Annotated in this window: 14 protein-coding genes and 1 pseudogene; 14 read left to right on the top strand and 1 reads right to left on the bottom strand. The window is 39.9% G+C overall.

Going from position 1 to position 18,031, the window contains the following annotated elements; genetic code table 11:
• Positions 1-34 precede the first annotated feature (34 nt).
• A complete protein-coding gene (locus AC3II9_RS04780) occupies positions 35-955 on the top strand; it encodes a hypothetical protein (RefSeq protein ID WP_489153582.1) in 921 nt (306 codons plus the stop codon).
• A gap of 180 nt (positions 956-1,135) precedes the next feature.
• A complete protein-coding gene (locus AC3II9_RS04775) occupies positions 1,136-1,741 on the top strand; it encodes an exosporium glycoprotein BclB-related protein (RefSeq protein ID WP_489153580.1) in 606 nt (201 codons plus the stop codon).
• A 141-nt stretch (positions 1,742-1,882) separates the two neighbouring features.
• Here AC3II9_RS04775 and AC3II9_RS04770 read toward each other — a convergent pair whose 3' ends face one another.
• Positions 1,883-2,122: a YgaP-like transmembrane domain gene (locus AC3II9_RS04770; RefSeq protein ID WP_489153578.1), complete on the bottom strand. Its 240-nt coding sequence runs from the start codon at positions 2,120-2,122 to the stop codon at positions 1,883-1,885.
• A gap of 213 nt (positions 2,123-2,335) precedes the next feature.
• Here AC3II9_RS04770 and AC3II9_RS04765 point away from each other — a divergent pair, with 213 nt between their 5' ends.
• From AC3II9_RS04765 to gatB, 12 genes and pseudogenes are all read left to right on the top strand, one after another.
• Positions 2,336-4,066, top strand: coding sequence for an adenine deaminase C-terminal domain-containing protein (locus AC3II9_RS04765; RefSeq protein WP_489153577.1), 1,731 nt, complete (start codon positions 2,336-2,338; stop codon positions 4,064-4,066).
• Between the two features lie 19 nt (positions 4,067-4,085).
• The gene (locus AC3II9_RS04760; protein ID WP_489153576.1) at positions 4,086-5,132 is read left to right on the top strand and encodes a DUF3048 domain-containing protein; all 1,047 of its coding nucleotides are present in this window, start codon (positions 4,086-4,088) and stop codon (positions 5,130-5,132) included.
• A gap of 18 nt (positions 5,133-5,150) precedes the next feature.
• Positions 5,151-5,471, top strand: coding sequence for a YerC/YecD family TrpR-related protein (locus AC3II9_RS04755; RefSeq protein ID WP_391374760.1), 321 nt, complete (start codon positions 5,151-5,153; stop codon positions 5,469-5,471).
• Between the two features lie 221 nt (positions 5,472-5,692).
• Entirely contained in the window at positions 5,693-6,385 is a 693-nt protein-coding gene (gene pcrB / locus AC3II9_RS04750) for a heptaprenylglyceryl phosphate synthase (RefSeq protein ID WP_489153574.1), read from the top strand.
• 38 nt (positions 6,386-6,423) lie between these two features.
• A pseudogene (pcrA, locus tag AC3II9_RS04745) lies at positions 6,424-8,265 on the top strand (DNA helicase PcrA); the annotation flags it as partial.
• 626 nt (positions 8,266-8,891) lie between these two features.
• Positions 8,892-10,670 (top strand): reverse transcriptase domain-containing protein, encoded by a 1,779-nt coding sequence (locus AC3II9_RS04740; RefSeq protein ID WP_489153572.1) that lies wholly within the window; start codon positions 8,892-8,894, stop codon positions 10,668-10,670.
• A 37-nt stretch (positions 10,671-10,707) separates the two neighbouring features.
• Entirely contained in the window at positions 10,708-11,220 is a 513-nt protein-coding gene (locus tag AC3II9_RS04735) for a hypothetical protein (protein ID WP_489153570.1), read from the top strand.
• A 12-nt stretch (positions 11,221-11,232) separates the two neighbouring features.
• Positions 11,233-13,233, top strand: coding sequence for an NAD-dependent DNA ligase LigA (gene ligA / locus AC3II9_RS04730; protein ID WP_489153568.1), 2,001 nt, complete (start codon positions 11,233-11,235; stop codon positions 13,231-13,233).
• Between the two features lie 15 nt (positions 13,234-13,248).
• Complete coding sequence (locus tag AC3II9_RS04725; protein ID WP_489153566.1) at positions 13,249-14,418, top strand: CamS family sex pheromone protein; 1,170 nt, start codon at positions 13,249-13,251, stop codon at positions 14,416-14,418.
• Positions 14,419-14,727: 309 nt separating this feature from the next.
• Positions 14,728-15,018 (top strand): Asp-tRNA(Asn)/Glu-tRNA(Gln) amidotransferase subunit GatC, encoded by a 291-nt coding sequence (gatC, locus tag AC3II9_RS04720; protein WP_489153564.1) that lies wholly within the window; start codon positions 14,728-14,730, stop codon positions 15,016-15,018.
• A gap of 19 nt (positions 15,019-15,037) precedes the next feature.
• Positions 15,038-16,501, top strand: coding sequence for an Asp-tRNA(Asn)/Glu-tRNA(Gln) amidotransferase subunit GatA (gatA, locus tag AC3II9_RS04715; protein ID WP_489153562.1), 1,464 nt, complete (start codon positions 15,038-15,040; stop codon positions 16,499-16,501).
• A gap of 2 nt (positions 16,502-16,503) precedes the next feature.
• Positions 16,504-17,949 (top strand): Asp-tRNA(Asn)/Glu-tRNA(Gln) amidotransferase subunit GatB, encoded by a 1,446-nt coding sequence (gene gatB / locus AC3II9_RS04710; RefSeq protein ID WP_489153560.1) that lies wholly within the window; start codon positions 16,504-16,506, stop codon positions 17,947-17,949.
• Positions 17,950-18,031: the final 82 nt, after the last annotated feature.

Raw genomic sequence — 18,031 nt, 5'->3', positions numbered from 1 at the left:
AATAAAATATTTAGACTGAAAGGAGTGAAATGTGATGGAAAATTCCAATTTGTACACAGCTGAGGATGTTGAAAAATTAAAACAAAAAATGCTTGCATATAAAAATGTCTTAACTAATCTAAAGTTAGGAACGTCTTTAGAGGAGTATCTTCTTATCAAGGACGAATTCGAGGAACTAAAACTGCAAATGTCTCCTATAGATTTTCACCGTGAGGACATGGACGAAGTACGATACGAGCAAATCGAAGCATATGCAAACCAGGTGAAGCAATTTTCACATCAACTAGACTTGCTGAATCAAACAGTGGAAGAAGTGTTAGCCACTTTAAATAAATTAATCGGAAGTGAGGGGCAAGAAGGACAGATTGATGAAAAAAATCTTCCTATTACATCTAATATTAAACCCATTTATACAGAGGCATTGCTATATAATGAAAAAACAGTGAATCCCCCGTCATACAGTCAGCTAAGAAATTTAGCTGGTCACATTGTTCAAGCTCAAGAAATCAAAGAAAATCGACAATCTGTAGACAAGAGCGAGTATATACCTAATCCGAGGGAGCAACAATCCCATTTTAATCAACACTATTTTCAGTCTATTGGTACACAACCAACTAATATTTATAATGGATTATATAGAAATATGCCGATGAAAGTGAAAAATCCTACGCCAACACCTAACCTTGTTAGCGACAGTGAAAAGGGACTGGCACATGAGATAGCCCATAGTACACCACCTTCTGATTCACCAACGCTTGAAAATACCAATCTCCTTATTCCAATCCCTGAAGAAGTAGAAAGTGACAGTGTTACTATAGATGAGTCTCCTGTCGTGATGGCAGAAACGCTGGAACAACCAAAAGCAATAGTTTTGCCAGTTGAAGAAATCGACATTCCAAATGTTGAGGAGAAAAAACAAAAGAGTAACTTATTTTTTAGTTTTTTCCGTAAATAAAATGCTTATCTTCGCCTATCTTTTAATAACATAGGCACTCTCAAATCATCTATACAATCCCTCATTTTTGAATGCAAGTGGGTATGATGTAAAAGTAAAATTTCTATAACATCATACTAGATAACCGCCCTTTAATCCTATTTTTTTGTGAATAGGATAATGATAAAGGGAGGTGAAAATATGTGTAATTGTATGAATAACCACGGTCGTGGTTGTTCCTATCCTTGTGGTTCTCAATGCTTTTCTGTAGGTCCGTTTAGAGCGGTCAATAAATTATGCCCGCCAAGAAATACGGGTTCAATTATTCCGTTTGCTTCAGGGGCAACTCCTGTTACTTTAGTTACTATAGCTGATGGTGTGCTTAGTACAGTAAGTGCTATTGGCTTTGGTAGTACTATTACGGGGCTAAGTATTTTAGGGAATACAATCACGCTACCATTAGGTGTTGCTACAGAGGCTTTCTCTGTTCCGCGGGCAGGCAAGATTACAGCAATTTCTGCATCATTAACAGCAACTGCTATACTTGCTTTACTAGGACCAGCTAATATTGTAGCTCGAATTTACCGTGCACCGGCTGGCAGTACAACATTCACTGCTACGAATGCAGTAGTAAATTTACCGGTACCAGGTGCGATAGCAGTAGGTGATACATTCCAAGCTACAGCTAACATTTCTGGTGTGGCAGTTAATCCAGGGGATCGTTTAGTCATGGTATTCTCTGTTTCAGGTGTTACTATTGCTGGCGCTGTTGTTGGTGCTGCAAGCGCAGGTATCACGATTTCTTAAATAGGATGATCATGAAATCGGTAACGAAAACAATTTGTTTTTCGTTACCGATTTTTTCTTTGTGTCGTTATGTTGTATAAGGACTATGTGAATTGTTTAACATAAAAGGGTGCTCACTAGATGAATTCTTGTTTTAACTAGTTAAAAATGGTTGCTTGCGGTAGCGTAGTCCTCCTGTTCTTCATCAGAGTTAAGCATGGCAACAATCGGGCAATACTGATAATATCCTTCAGCGACTTTCATCGCACCAGCCATAATCATCACTTTCCCCATAAGGCAATTCGGATTACGAGCGATACGGGCTGTGCCGAAACAGGCAAGGGCAATACCACATGTCATACGCATAAAGGCATTTTCCTCAGAAATGTTTTGTGAAAGCATACAATCACCTCCTTCTCAAACATATAAAATGGTGCCATATGTCTCCTTAAATCTGGAAAAGGTTATATTTTCCTATACCCTAAAATAAACCCTATGAAATACTTTGCTTTATGAAAGTGCTATGTTACGATAAAATCGTATATCCAGTAAAAAGCATTCGTAGTATGTGCTTATCTGTATTGACTATACGCGAGATTGAGAGGGGTGTGCATTATGCCTGAAATTAAGTGGAAGATAAAAAATATTCGTGATCAAGTAGCGGTAATCGATGGTAAATTAGCACCGACTATTGTGTTAAAAAATGCACGTTACTTGCACAGTATGTTTAAACAATGGATGACAGGTAACATTTGGATTTTGAATGATCGTATCGTGTATGTAGGAGAAGAACTGCCATCAAATATGCAAGGCACTGAAATGGTAGATGTCGCAGGGAAAACGATTGTACCGGGATATATTGAGCCCCATGTGCACCCGTACCAATTATATAATCCACATTCATTTGCAGAATTTGCAGGACAAACAGGAACAACAACGTTTCTTTCAGATAATATGTCATTTGTTTTAATATCACAAAATAAGAAAGCGTTTTCAATGATAGACAAATTAAACCAACTACCTTTTTCGTTTTATTGGTGGAGCCGGTTTGATTCACAAACAGAGCTAGAGCATGAAGAAGACATTTTCTCGAACGAATCTGTACTAGAATGGTTAGAGCGTCACGATGTGTTACTTGGTGGGGAGCTAACAGGTTGGCCACGTCTTTTGCGCGGCGACGACCAAATGCTCTATTGGATTCAATCAGCCAAACATAAAGGGAAGAAAATCGAAGGGCACTTCCCAGGTGCATCTGAACGCACACTTGTTAAAATGCGCCTTTTCGGGGCAGATGGGGATCATGAAGCGATGACAGCAGATGAAGTCGTCAAACGGATTCAACACGGGATTAAAGTAACGCTCCGTCATTCATCGATTCGTCCAGATTTACCGAATCTATTGAAAGGCATTTTAGAAAAAGAACTCCATATTTTTGATCATTTAATGATGACGACAGACGGCTCGACACCAAGCTTCCACCGAGATGGTGTCATGGATAAATGTATCCAAGTCGCACTGGATGTTGGGGTCAATCCAATTGATGCGTACCAAATGGCAAGTTATAATGTAGCACGCTACTATAATATGGCAAGTTTACATGGCATGATTGCAACGGGGCGATATGCGACACTTAATATTTTAAAAGACGAATTCACACCGCAGCCAGAGTCGGTTTTATCGAAAGGGGTTTGGCTAAAACGAGACGGTGAGCAAGTGTATACATTCCCTGAAATGGATTGGTCTATACTTGGCGATTTGAACATTCACTTCGATTTACAAGATGATGATTTCCAGTTCTCCATGCCGATTGGGATTGAAATGGTCAATGATGTCATTACAAAACCATATAGTGCAAAAGTTCCCGCTCATAAAAAGGAATTACCACTAGGTGAGAATGAAAGTTATTTAATGCTTGTTGACCGTAATGGGAAATGGCGTGTCAATACGACGATTAAAGGGTTTGATACACATGTGAAAGGCTTTGCTTCCTCCTACTCTAATACCGGAGATTTGATTTTAATTGGGAAAAGCATTGCCGATATTAAACAAGCATTTTGCGAGCTGAAAAATATGAATGGTGGCATTGTGCTCATAGAAGATGGAGAGGTTGTCGCAAGCATACCACTCCCAATTGCTGGTACAATGTATAACGGTCCAGTGGAGCACCTAATCGAAAAAGAAATCGCGTTAAAAGAAGCGTTGCGTGCTCGTGGCTACCGACATTCTGATGCGATTTATACATTGCTATTTTTACAATCTACACATTTACCATATATTCGCGTTACGCCGCGGGGCATTTTTGATGTGATGAAAAATACGGTCATGTTGCCGTCTGTAATGCGCTAACAAAAGGAGATAGAGGGAAATGACTAAAAAGAGAGTGATGTTTGTTGTGTGTGCAGCGCTATTATTAGCTGCTTGTAATAAAGATGAGGTAGAAAATGGAGTTCCTGTTTCAGCAGATCCTGAAGAGGTAGAAGAGGTAGAAGAGGTAGAAGAATTACGATATACAATGCCATTTACAGGGGAAAAGGTGGCAGAAGAGTCATTTCTCCGTCCTATTTTAGTAACGATTAATAATCATCCTGATGCACGTCCACAGTCAGGAATTGCATATGCAGATGTGGTATATGAAATGCTAGCAGAAGGCGATGTGACGCGTCTACTCGCATTATATCAATCCCAAATCCCAACAACGATTGGACCCATTCGTAGCGCCCGTTCTTACTTCATCGATATGGCAAAAGGACTCGATGCCTTTTATATTGCACATGGTTATAGTCCAGAAGCAAAGGCAATGTTAACAAGTGGTGTTGTCGATAATATCAATGGCATGGCGTATGATGGGACTTTATTCCAACGATCGAATGAACGAAAAGCGCCGCATAATTCCTATATGCCAGGAGAAAACGTAACAGCTGCAGCAGAAAAAGTTGGTGCTTCGTTACTGTATCAAAAAAAAGTATCATATTCATTTTATGAAGAACAAGATAGTGTTAAAATAGGAAAGAATGCTAACGAAGTGAAAATGAATTATAATAACAACGGTTCGTTTAATAGTGTATATACGTACGACGTAGAGAAGCAGACGTATACAAGAACGGCAGCGAATACGGTGACAGTAGATCATTTAACAGGTGAGCCGGTAGAGCTATCCAATGTGTTATTCTTTGAGATGGCGCATCGTGTCATTGATAGCGAAGGTAGAAGAGATATAGATATCACATCAGGCGGTAGAGCGTATGTTGCACAACAAGGCATGCTCCGTGAAGTGAACTGGGAAAATAGAGACGGTCTGCTTGTAGCAGTTGAACAGGATGGCAGTGAAGTGCAACTTGTCGCAGGGCAAACATGGGTTCACTTTGTACCAACATCACCAGGGCTAGCTTCGAGCGTAACGTATTCCGAATAACTTGGGAAGGGTGAGAGTATGCAAATCGAAAAAATCCGTGGACATCAAACAGATCAATTATTTAAAGCAGTTTTAGAACTAAAAGATTTAGAAGAATGCTATAAGTTCTTTGATGATTTATGCACGATCAGCGAGATTCAGTCGTTATCACAACGTTTTGAAGTAGCACATTTATTGCGCTTAAAGAAAACATATGAAACGATTAAAAAGGAAACAGGTGCTTCAACAGCTACCATTTCTCGTGTGCGTCGTTGCTTTGATTACGGGAACGATACGTATGATGAAATGCTAGGTCGTTTATATCCAGATGAGAAACCGTTTAGCGACCGCAGTAAATAATATTTACTCGTTTAAAAGGATGGGCCTTTGCAGCTCAGTTGTTAGCGGATAGGGGAATATCCGTTTTGAACGAACGCCACATAAGAAAAGACATCAACTCGCGCCCTTATAGCGCGAGTTGTGTTTTTTTAAGCGGCATTTCTAAGTTGCAGGCAGATGTGTCGTTCAAACTTTTTTCTTTGCTATACTGAAAACAAAATAACGAATGAGGTGGGAATAACATGGAGTATTTACAATGGCGACATGTGTTTAAAATTGATCCGGCAAAGGACATTTCAGATGAGGATTTAGCGCTTGTGTGCGAATCGGGCACAGATGTGATTTTAGTAGGGGGTACGGATGGTGTCACGTTAGACAATGTACTCGATATGTTAGTGCGTGTACGCCGTTTTTCTGTACCTGTGGCATTAGAAATCTCCAATGCAGAATGTGTGACACCAGGTTATGATTATTATTTTATTCCGTCTGTATTAAATAGTCGCGATACGAAATGGGTAAAAGATTTACACCATGAAGCGATTAAAGAGTATGGGGATATTATGGTTTGGGAAGAGCTTGTAGCGGAAGGGTATTGCATATTAAACCCAGATTGCAAAGTCGCACACGTAACAGATGCGAATACCGAGCTTTCAGAAGAGGATGTCATTGCCTATGCACGGATGGCAGAGAAGTATTTTAAGCTACCGATTTTTTATATGGAATATAGCGGTGCCTACGGGGATCCGCAATTAGTGAGTGCTGTAAAAGATGTACTCGAAGAAACAAAACTATTTTACGGCGGTGGGATCACATCCGAAGCGCAAGCGACCGAGATGGCGCGTGTAGCGGATACAGTCGTTGTCGGCAACATTATTTATGACGACTTAAAAGCGGCTTTGAAAACAGTTGAAGCAGTAAAGTCTGTTGTGTTATAACTAAAATAAGAACAAATGTTCGATTAAGGTGGTGCAGTATGGAACAAATCTCAAGAAATCTTCTTATAGGGATGAATCCGCAGCAACAAGAAGCAGTACAAACAACAGAAGGTCCTTTGCTTATTATGGCAGGGGCTGGCTCAGGGAAAACACGCGTGCTCACACATCGTATTGCTTATTTAGTCGTGGAGAAGGAAGTATATCCATCGAAAATTTTAGCGATTACGTTTACGAATAAAGCAGCGCGCGAAATGCGTGAACGAATTGATGGTATTTTAGGAAACGGTACGTGTGAAAGTATGTGGGTTTCCACATTCCACTCGATGTGTGTACGCATTTTACGTCGTAATATTGACCGACTTGGCTACTCGAAAAGCTTTTCCATTTTAGATTCAAGTGACCAACTCACAGTCGTGAAAAATTTATTAAAAGAATACAATATTGACCCGAAAAAATATGATCCACGTGCGATTTTAAATGTGATTAGTTCGGCTAAAAATGAATGTATGACAGTCGACGGCTTTAAAGCGAATATGAATGAAGGCAATCCATTTGAGCGCATCGTGGCACAGGTGTATGAAGGCTATACAAAGCGTTTAAAGCTCAACTCTTCATTAGATTTCGATGACTTAATTATGATGACGATTCGTCTATTCGAAGAAGCCCCAGATGTACTAGAATACTATCAAAATAAATTCCATTATATCCACGTGGATGAGTATCAGGATACCAATAAATCCCAATACCTACTTGTGAAACTATTAGCCCGCAAATTCCGAAATATTTGCGTTGTAGGGGATTCGGATCAGTCGATTTATCGCTGGCGCGGGGCAGATATCACGAATATTTTATCATTTGAAAAAGACTACAAAGATGCCAAAGTCATTATGCTTGAGCAAAATTACCGCTCGACAAAGCGCATTTTACAGGCCGCAAACGATATTATCGAAAAAAATAAAAGCCGCTATCCGAAACAATTGCGTACGGACAACCCTGAAGGCGAAAAAATCGTGTACTACAAAGCGTATAACGAGCAAGAAGAAGCACAATTTGTGGCGGGAACCATTCAACGCTTAATGGAAAAAGAAGGGCGTAAGCCAGGTGATTTTGCCGTTCTTTATCGGACAAATGCACAATCACGTGTGATGGAGGAAGTGCTCGTTAAATCGAATATGAGCTATCAAATTGTCGGGGGCACGAAATTCTATGACCGTAAAGAAATTAAAGATATCCTTGCTTACCTTCGTTTAATTGCTAACAATGACGATGATTTGTCACTGGCACGTATTATTAATGAACCGAAACGTAGTATTGGCGCAACATCGTTTGAAAAAATAGCACGCTATGCCATCGAGCAAGACCGTTCGATTTTCGATGCGATGCGTGAACTTGTATTTATCGGCTTAACCGGGAAAGCGGCCGCTTCTGCAGAGTATTTTTATGCGATGATTAGTGATTTAACAGCGCGCCAACAGGAACTAACGGTAACGGAGCTGGTAGAAGAAGTACTTGAACGAACTGGTTACCGTACGATGTTGAAAAATGAAAAGTCCATCGAAGCCGAAAGCCGTCTTGAAAATATCGAGGAATTTTTAACCGTGACACAAGCGTTTGAGGAGCGCAGTGAGGACCAATCACTGATCGCCTTCCTCACAGATTTAGCACTGATTGCAGACATCGATAAAATAGACGAGGAAGAATTGCAAAATGAAGGTGCGATTATTTTAATGACGATGCATGCTGCAAAAGGGCTTGAATTCCCGGTTGTTTTCATTATTGGAATGGAGGAAAATATTTTCCCGCATTCTCGAACATTAGAAGACCCTGAAGAAATGGAAGAAGAGCGTCGCTTGGCGTATGGTATGAAACGTTTGTCAGAAATCGCCTAGAGCGAAGGATTGGCAGGGTTAGTAGAAAGTTTTACTAACAACAACTGATATTACGACACCACGGCGGAGAACCCAAATAATCTCCGTGACTAGATGGAAGCTAATACTCCCACATGCAATACTGGTAACAGGTTGTGTGAAGTTGGGTGAAGTCGCGCTAAGTAGCCCTAACAGGTCAGGCTGAGGAAAGGTTAAACATACTGTGAACATAGTGCGGGCTGGGTAGCTGTATATGGTTAGGATTTAAGAATTTAATGACGAACCACTGAATGTACGTCTCGTAGAGCGGGCAATAGAAATGTTGTCTAATTAACTATATTCCAAAGGATTTATCGTATGGGATTCTGATGGATAGAACTAATGGGTTGTTCTACTGAAAAGATATAGTCGGGATAAAGGTGGAGCCTAAGTACAGTTATATACCTAGTAATATCGGAACGTTTGAGACCCCTAACGTTTAGTAATCGCTTGGGGATTGCGAATCGCATGAAAGAGCATGAATAGGGGAGTCAGTAGGGGCATAGTACTGTGGAAGCTTCTGTAATGGAAGTGGAGGGAAGGCCCCAAGTCTAACATCAATAGTAATCGCTATCCCATGTGGAAAGAGGGCGATACGGTTGAAAGTCAAAGAAAAAGATATTTGGCGATATGGTATGAACGACATCGAGCAAATATTATTTGATAAAGCATTAACAAGAACAAGATTTAACCACTTATGGCAATACGTCATAGATGAAAGAAATATTATTTGTTCAATTAAAATTATAGGTAGCAATAAAGGTAAGAAAACAGCAGGTCCAGATGGGTTAACATTTAATGACATTATGAAACTGGATATTGATATTGTTATAAAGGAAATTAAAAATCGGTTATTTGGTTCGAAACAAGGAAAAGCAAGACGTGTGATGATACCAAAGAGCAACGGAAAAATGCGACCATTAGGCATTACGAATTTATTCGATAGAATTGCACAACAATGTGTAAGGAATATTTTAGAACCAATTCTTGAAGCACATTTTAATCCTGAAAGTTTTGGGTTTAGAAAGAATCGAAACGCTCAAGAATGTATGTCCTATATCGCTACTACTTTACAGTATAATCATGAAGGTCATATTTACGATTGCGACTTGAAAGAATTCTTTGATACAGTACAAATCGACAAGGTTCTAGATAAGTTGAAAATCAATCACAATATACATGACTTAGCATTTCTGAAATGCATCAAACGTTTAATGTGGATTGATCTTATACACCCTAAAGAAAAGTATAATGGCGTTGGATTAAGGCAAGGAACGATATTGGGACCAATACTGGCAAATGTTATGTTCCATGATTTTGAACTTCGACTTCATGAAATAAATGATTTTAAGCGAGAAAACGGTCGGCAGATTATCCAAAATCCTAACATTCATAAAAACCATGTTAAGAACTATAAACGTGGACGTGAATTTTACTTTAATTGGTTGCAACATCGTAGAGTAGTGAAAATCATTCGATATGCAGATGACTTTGTATTAATTAGCAAAGGGAAATATGATATATACGATGCAATAATGATGCTAGAAGATTGGTGTAAAGAAAACGAATTAGAAATAAATCGTGATAAAACAAAGTTAATACCAATTCATGGTGATGCACAACTGGAGTTCTTAGGATATAAATACCGAAAAACACACAGTACCAAACAAAATTCATTTATCATTTCGGTAAAAGACCAAAAGAAACTTTGGAAAGAAACGAAACAAAGACTTGAATGGTGTCTTTGGAAAGGCAATTTGGATTACTTCATCGTATATATAAGAGGGATATTTAATTACTACAATATCTGTACGAATCTAACGTGGCTTATAAGTAGGATACACATACTACTGTTAAAGAAAATGTGTCGTCGTAGAGGCGATGTGAAAATTGATATTGTTAGAAATCCACATGTGAGTTTTAAAATTAATGGCCAATTACTTGATCTATGGGAAATGCGGCAACATAGCGTGAAAAGTACAGCTGATTATATGTATGAAGTTCACAAACTATGGGAACCAAATCAAACCGAATACAAAGCTCTTGAATGGATTAATTATTTCTTTGAAAACCGAACAAAAACAGGGAAAAATAGTAGCAATATCATTTACATTCCGAGTTTATTGAACCAGCATAAAAAAGAACCGATTTTAGATAAACCTTATTTAGCAATGGAGCCTCAAGAAATTCATTTACATCATAAAATCCCACTTATTATGGGAGGTACAGACAGTTATAACAACTTGGTGATGTTAAGTCGAACATCACATAAACTTGTACATGATGTAAATTTAAAATTAGAAGATTTACCTGCCTATATAAATTTAAAACAACTGAACAAATACAGAAAACTTTGTGGTTATAATTCATTAAAATAATGCGAAATTGACTATTGATGATTAGATGGAACGCCGTGTGCGGGGAAACTCGCACGCACGGTGTGGGGTGGGGGAAAAGCTGGAGATAATTTCAAAGGCTTACCTATCACCATTCGGCACGACGCGAGCAGAAGAGCGTCTGTATTTAACATGTGCACAGTCTCGTACGATTTTCGGGCGTTCAAGCTATAATGCCCCTTCACGGTTTATCAACGAAATTTCATCAGATATTGTAGAACATGTTTCAAAAGCGGGAAGTCGTACGCAAAGCGCAATGCCATTTGGCGCAAGCCGCAATAGTTACGACTGCGCACCATATGCACGTACACAAGGGAATGTACAAAAAACACCACCTGTCACACGTCCAAAGCCAACAGGCGCTGCTGCACTTGATTGGAAAATCGGCGATAAGGTAGAACATAAAGCATTCGGTACAGGGATGGTCGTTGGCGTGAGTGGTGAAGGGGATGAATTAGAGTTAAAAGTAGCATTCCCGAACGCTGGTATTAAAAAATTACTGGCAAGTTTAGCGCCAATCACAAAGGCATAATGGAGGTATTATATGAACGAAATCGAACAGCGTATTGCGGAGTTAAATCAATCATTGCACGAGTATGGCCATGCCTATTACGTATTAGATCAGCCACTTGTGCCAGATGCGACGTATGATCAGCTACTACACGAGCTCATCGCATTAGAAGAAGCAAATCCATCCCTTATTTATCCTGATTCGCCCACGCAGCGTGTCGGTGGAGCAGTACTAGAAGGGTTCAAAAAAGTAACACATAATTATCCGATGCTCAGCCTCTCCAATGCATTTAATGAAGCGGATTTGCGTGACTTTGACCGTAAAATTCGTCAAGCAATCGGGGATCACTTTTCGTACGTATGCGAATTGAAAATTGATGGCTTAGCTATTTCCCTTCGTTACGAGGAAGGGTGTTTTGTACAAGGAGCAACACGCGGAGACGGCGTTGTCGGTGAAGACATTACAGCTAATTTAAAAACGATTCGAGCAATTCCCCTTCGTTTAAAAGAATCTGTAACGATTGAAGTGCGCGGCGAAGCCTATATGCCGAAAAAATCGTTTGAACGCTTAAATGCAGCACGTGCTGAAAAAGGCGAAGAATTATTTGCGAATCCGCGTAATGCAGCAGCCGGTTCACTGCGTCAATTAGACCCTAAAATTGCAGCAAGTCGTCATTTATCGACATTCATTTATTCGATAGGGGGAGACGGTGAAAGCTATGGCATCGACTCACATGGGGAGATGCTCGATTATTTAGAGCAACTAGGCTTGCCATCCAATCGTGAGCGCCAAGCTTGTGCAACAATTGATGACGTCCTAGCGTTTATTAATAAGTGGACGGAAGCAAGACCAAATTTACCATATGAAATTGATGGCATCGTCATTAAAGTAAACCGCTTTGCCCATCAAGATGAACTAGGCTATACAGCGAAAAGTCCGCGCTGGGCAATCGCGTATAAATTTCCTGCCGAAGAAGTAACAACAAAGCTAGTCGACATTGATTTAACAGTTGGTCGTACAGGGGTGATTACACCAACAGCCATTTTAGCCCCTGTTCAAGTAGCGGGAACGACAGTGAGCCGTGCGTCGCTTCATAATGAAGACTTAATTCGTGAAAAAGACATCCGCATTGGCGATACGGTCATTATTCGAAAAGCAGGCGACATCATTCCAGAAGTAGTCGGTGTCATTTTAGAACAACGTCCAGAAGATGCGGTGCCGTACGAAATGCCAACAGAATGTATTGCTTGTGATAGCGAGCTCATTCGGGTGGACGGTGAAGTTGCGCTACGCTGTGTCAATCCGGCCTGTCCAGCCCAAATAGCAGAAGGCATTAAACACTTTGTGTCACGTAATGCGATGAATGTGGATGGTTTAGGTGAAAAGGTTGTGGAACAGCTACTACGTGAAGGCTATATTACAAATGTAGCCGATCTTTACTTACTTCAAATTGATCAGCTTGTACAACTTGAGCGGATGGGAACAAAATCAGCGACCAACTTAGTAGAAGCACTAGAAAAGTCGAAAGACAATTCATTAGAGCGTCTATTATTTGGCTTAGGCATTCGCCATGTAGGGGAAAAGGCGGCGAAAATTTTAGCAGCTGAATACGAAACGATGGATGCACTTATGAAAGCGGATGTAGTGGATTTAACAAACATTCACGAAATTGGCGATAAAATGGCACAGTCGATCGTCTCCTATTTTGCTAATGAAGAAGTACAAACTTTAATAGCACGCCTCAAAGATATCGGTGTCAATATGATGTATAAAGGGAAAAAGGTTGTCGTAGAGGCAGGCGCTAACCCGTTTGCGGGGAAAACAATTGTATTAACAGGAAAACTTGCCCAATTGACACGCAACGAGGCAAAGGCGAAAATAGAAGAGTTAGGCGGCACTGTAGCAGGTTCTGTAAGCAAGAAAACAGACTTGGTCATTGCGGGTGAAGATGCCGGCTCGAAACTTGAAAAAGCACAAAGCCTAGGTATTGAAATTTGGGATGAAAACCGTCTAATCGAAAATTTACAACAGTAAAGGGGTTTACCTATCATGAAGCGATTTCGCTGGATTTCAGCAATCGTAGCAGGCGCAATGCTAGCAGGCTGTACACCATCTATTAATCCAGATGAAGAAGTCGTACAGGAATCCGATCAAGCTGAAGTTGAAACGACGATTATCCCGAATCTTCCATTAAGCGATCATTATTATAAAACATTAGTTCCATATAAAGAAAGTGCAAGCCGTGGCTTAGTGGTCTCCAATCTTTATACAAAATACGATATGAATGAAGTGGAAACCGGGCTTATGCGCCTTTCGCAAAATGAATTTAATACAGATGATTACTATTTCCAAGAGGGGCAATACCTTTCAGAAGAAACAGTTCGTTACTGGTTAGCGAGGGAAAATCAAACGACGGATAAAGGACCTGAATATAGGGGCTTAAATCCGTCCAGTCTAGATGCAAGTGGCAATGAACTAGATGCCGTTGTCAAAGCCGAAAAAGCACCGGTTTATTTAGCCCATTTAGTCGAACAAAACTATTTGAAAAAAACAGATGAAAATAAAGTAACGCTTGGCGGGATTTCGATCGGCTTAGCATTAAATTCAATTTATTATTATCAAAAAGAGCAATACGGTGAATACTATGAGCAAAAGATTGATGACAAACAGTTAGAGAAGGTTGGAAAAGAGCTGGCACAAGAAGTGGTCAATCGCCTACGCCAACGCTCAGAGCTCGCAGATGTGCCGATTTTTATCGGATTGTTTAAGCAAGAAGCGCGTAATGCCATCGTGCCAGGCACGTATTTTGCTTATAACGTAGCAGATGCTAATTCATCGAATCTAGGAGACTGGACAAGTATTAATGAAAAATACGTGACATTCCCGATGTCTTCACCTCAAGACATTTACCGTGAAACGAATGATGACTTCCAAAAATTTAAACACGATATTGATAAATACTTCTCGAATTTTACAAGTGTAATTGGCACAGGATTCTATCAAAATAATGGATTAAAGAAATTGGATATTGAAGTACCGATTCAGTTTTATGGGACAACAGAAATTATTGGCTTTACGCAATATTTAACAGGCACGATGCTGAAGTATTTACCGAGGGATGTACAAACGACAGTAACGATCACATCATCAAACGGAGCGGAAGCGCTTATTAAAAAAGAAGCAAATAAGGATGAGCCGTTCGTTCATATTTATGATTAATGTGTCGACTGATTGCTCAAAGGAGTTGTCTCATAATCATGTGAGATGACTCCTTTCATGCTGTAACGTCACAAATTGACAATTATACGACAGACATTCGTTGTAGTTTGTGGAATTTTGAATAAAATTGTGATTTTTAAAATCAAAAATGGTATCATTATGGGCGTGGTTATCTGATTGAGCCTAACTTTATAAATAAAAGTAATACATGCTTCTGTAATGGAGGCAGTATGTGAAATATTCGCTAAAATAAGATATGTTCCTCGCTCATTTTTAGCGGATATGTTTTCTATATTTGGAGGTGTAAACATGGCAAAATTAACAAAAGAAGAAGTAAAGCACGTAGCGCATTTAGCACGACTAGCAATTACTGAGGAAGAAGCAGAAAAATTTGCTGAACAACTAGGAAAGATTACAGACTTTGCAGAGCAGCTAAATGAGCTAGATACGACAAACGTTGAACCAACATCACACGTGTTACCACTTGTTAACGTACTACGTGAAGACGTAGCGGGCAATGGTCTACCGCGTGAAAAAATGATGTTAAACGTAAAAGAGCAAGAAGCTGGTCAAGTCAAAGTACCATCAATTTTAGACTAATCAATAGGAGGCGCACCGCATGACATTATTTGAGCGTTCAGCGAAAGAATTGCAAGAAAGCCTACATAACGGTGAACTAACAATCGCTGAGTTAACAAAAGAAGCATTCGACCGTGTAGAAACATTAGACGGCGATGTACAAGCGTTTTTAGCATTAAATAAAGAGCAAGCAACAGCGATAAGCAAAGAATTAGATCAAGTACCTTTTGAAGAGCGTGGACCACTTTTCGGTCTTCCAATCGGGGTAAAAGATAATATCGTAACAGAAGGCTTAGAAACAACATGTGCTTCTAAAATTTTAGAAGGTTTCATGCCAATTTACGATGCAACGGTTGTGAAAAAACTGCGCGAAGCAGGTATGGTGACAATCGGTAAATTAAACATGGATGAGTTTGCGATGGGTTCTTCTAACGAAAACTCAGCATACAAAACAACAAAAAATCCTTGGCATTTAAACCACGTACCAGGCGGTTCTTCAGGTGCATCGGCAGCAGCTGTAGCAGCAGGTGAAGTACCATTCTCACTTGGTTCAGATACAGGTGGTTCAATCCGCCAACCAGCAGCATACTGCGGTGTTGTAGGGATGAAGCCTACATACGGTCGTGTATCTCGTTTTGGTTTAGTCGCATTCGCATCTTCACTTGACCAAATCGGCCCAATTACACGCAATGTACGTGACAATGCGTTACTATTAGAAGCGATTTCTGGTGTGGATGAACACGACTCTACTTCAGCAAACGTACCAGTACCAAACTACGCAGCAGCGCTAAATGGCGACATTAAAGGTCTTCGTATCGCTGTACCAAAAGAATTCCTTGGCGAAGGCGTTGGCGAAGCAGCACGTCAGTCTGTGCTTGATGCATTAGAAGTATTAAAATCACTAGGTGCAACAGTAGAAGAAGTATCTCTTCCACACTCAAAATATGCACTAGCTGCTTACTACATTCTTTCATCTTCAGAAGCATCATCAAATCTTTCTCGCTTCGACGGTATCCGTTACGGCTTCCGTGCTGAGGGCGTGAAAAACTTAATGGAGCTTTACAAAGAAACACGTGCGCAAGGCTTCGGTGACGAAGTAAAACGTCGTATCATGCTTGGTACATACTCTTTATCAGCAGGAACGTACGATGCATACTACAAAAAAGCACAACAAGTTCGTACACTTATTAAGCAAGACTACGATAAAGTGTTCGAGGACTATGATGTGATTATTGGACCAACTGCGCCAACACCAGCATTCAAAATTGGTGAAAACGTAAATGATCCATTAACAATGTACGCAAACGATATTTTAACAATTCCAATCAACTTAGCAGGTGTACCAGCGATTTCGATTCCATGTGGTTTCGAAAACGGTTTACCACTAGGTTTACAAATTATCGGTAAACACTTCGATGAAGAAACAATTTACCGTGCAGCATATGCTTATGAGCAAGCAACAGACTTCCATAAGCAAACTCCAGCTCTATGGGAGGGGAAATAATCATGAACTTTGAAACAGTCGTTGGTTTAGAAGTACACGTTGAGTTAAAAACAAACTCAAAAATCTTCTCATCTTCACCAAATCACTTTGGTGCTGAGCCAAATACAAACACAACAGTAATCGACCTTGGTTACCCAGGTGTATTACCTGTGTTAAATAAAAACGTTGTAGATTTCGCGATGAAAGCATCTCTTGCTTTAAACATGGAAATCGAGCAAGAAACAAAATTCGATCGTAAAAACTACTTCTATCCAGACAATCCGAAAGCATACCAAATTTCTCAATTTGATAAGCCAATCGGGAAAAACGGCTGGATTGAAATCGAAATTCCAGCTAAAGGTGATACACCAGGCTACACGAAAAAAATCGGTATTACACGTCTTCATATGGAAGAAGATGCAGGGAAATTAACACATGGTGATGGCTATTCATTAGTAGACTTTAATCGTCAAGGTACACCGCTTGTGGAGATCGTTTCAGAGCCAGACATCCGTACACCAGACGAAGCATATGCTTACCTTGAAAAACTAAAATCGATTATCCAATATACAGGCGTTTCTGATTGTAAAATGGAAGAAGGTTCTCTACGTTGTGACGCGAACATTTCTTTACGTCCTTATGGTCAAGAAGAGTTCGGTACAAAAACAGAGCTGAAAAACTTAAACTCATTCAACTTCGTACGTAAAGGCTTAGAACACGAAGAAATCCGCCAAGCAGAAGTATTAATGGCGGGTGGTGTTATCGAGCAAGAAACACGTCGTTTCGATGAGAAAACAGGTAAAACAATCCTAATGCGTGTAAAAGAAGGGACAGACGATTACCGTTACTTCCCAGAGCCAGATTTAGTACGTCTTTCGATTTCGGATGAGTGGGTTGAACGTATTAAAGCGTCAATTCCAGAGCTTCCGGATGCTCGTAAAGCACGCTACGAGTCAGAGCTTGGCTTAACAGCTTACGATGCTGCAGTACTTGTTATTAACAAAGAAATCTCAGACTTCTTTGATGCAATGGTAGTAGCTGGTGCAGATGCGAAACTTTCTGCTAACTGGTTAATGGGTGACGTTTCTGCTTACTTAAACGCAGAGCAAAAAGAAATTAGTGAAACAGCGCTAACACCAGAAAACCTTGCAGGTATGGTGAAATTAATTTCTGATGGTACAATCTCTTCTAAGATTGCGAAGAAAGTATTCACAGAGTTAGTAACAAACGGTGGCGATGCTGCGAAAATCGTGAAAGAAAAAGGCTTAGTACAAATCTCTGATCCAGAAGTGATTCGTGGTTTCGTAACACAAGCGTTAGATAACGATGAAAAATCAGTAGCAGACTATAAAGACGGAAAAGAGCGTGCATTAAAAGCGCTTCTTGGTCAAATTATGAAAGCATCTAAAGGTCAAGCAAACCCACAATTAACAAACCAAATTCTTTTAGAAGAAATCAACAAACGCTAATAACGAAAGAACAGTGACGAGCAATCGTGACTGTTCTTTTTCTTTCTCTAAAAATGCAAGATTGTTTATAATGAATAACAGT

The sequence above is a fragment of the Lysinibacillus sp. RU7 genome, assembly GCF_057837305.1.
The sequence above is the reverse complement of the archived record's forward strand: the minus strand, read 5'-3'. Positions and strand labels throughout refer to the sequence as shown.

Bases quoted from the DNA above. Each gene is read 5' to 3' on its own strand.
- ligA (WP_489153568.1), top strand. From the start codon at position 11,233: ATGAACGAAATCGAACAGCGTATTGCGGAGTTAAATCAATCATTGCAC.
- AC3II9_RS04775 (WP_489153580.1), top strand. From the start codon at position 1,136: ATGTGTAATTGTATGAATAACCACGGTCGTGGTTGTTCCTATCCTTGT.
- gatA (WP_489153562.1), top strand. From the start codon at position 15,038: ATGACATTATTTGAGCGTTCAGCGAAAGAATTGCAAGAAAGCCTACAT.
- pcrB (WP_489153574.1), top strand. From the start codon at position 5,693: ATGGAGTATTTACAATGGCGACATGTGTTTAAAATTGATCCGGCAAAG.
- AC3II9_RS04760 (WP_489153576.1), top strand. From the start codon at position 4,086: ATGACTAAAAAGAGAGTGATGTTTGTTGTGTGTGCAGCGCTATTATTA.
- AC3II9_RS04755 (WP_391374760.1), top strand. From the start codon at position 5,151: ATGCAAATCGAAAAAATCCGTGGACATCAAACAGATCAATTATTTAAA.
- gatB (WP_489153560.1), top strand. From the start codon at position 16,504: ATGAACTTTGAAACAGTCGTTGGTTTAGAAGTACACGTTGAGTTAAAA.
- AC3II9_RS04765 (WP_489153577.1), top strand. From the start codon at position 2,336: ATGCCTGAAATTAAGTGGAAGATAAAAAATATTCGTGATCAAGTAGCG.
- AC3II9_RS04780 (WP_489153582.1), top strand. From the start codon at position 35: ATGGAAAATTCCAATTTGTACACAGCTGAGGATGTTGAAAAATTAAAA.
- gatC (WP_489153564.1), top strand. From the start codon at position 14,728: ATGGCAAAATTAACAAAAGAAGAAGTAAAGCACGTAGCGCATTTAGCA.
- AC3II9_RS04725 (WP_489153566.1), top strand. From the start codon at position 13,249: ATGAAGCGATTTCGCTGGATTTCAGCAATCGTAGCAGGCGCAATGCTA.
- AC3II9_RS04770 (WP_489153578.1), bottom strand. From the start codon at position 2,122: ATGCTTTCACAAAACATTTCTGAGGAAAATGCCTTTATGCGTATGACA.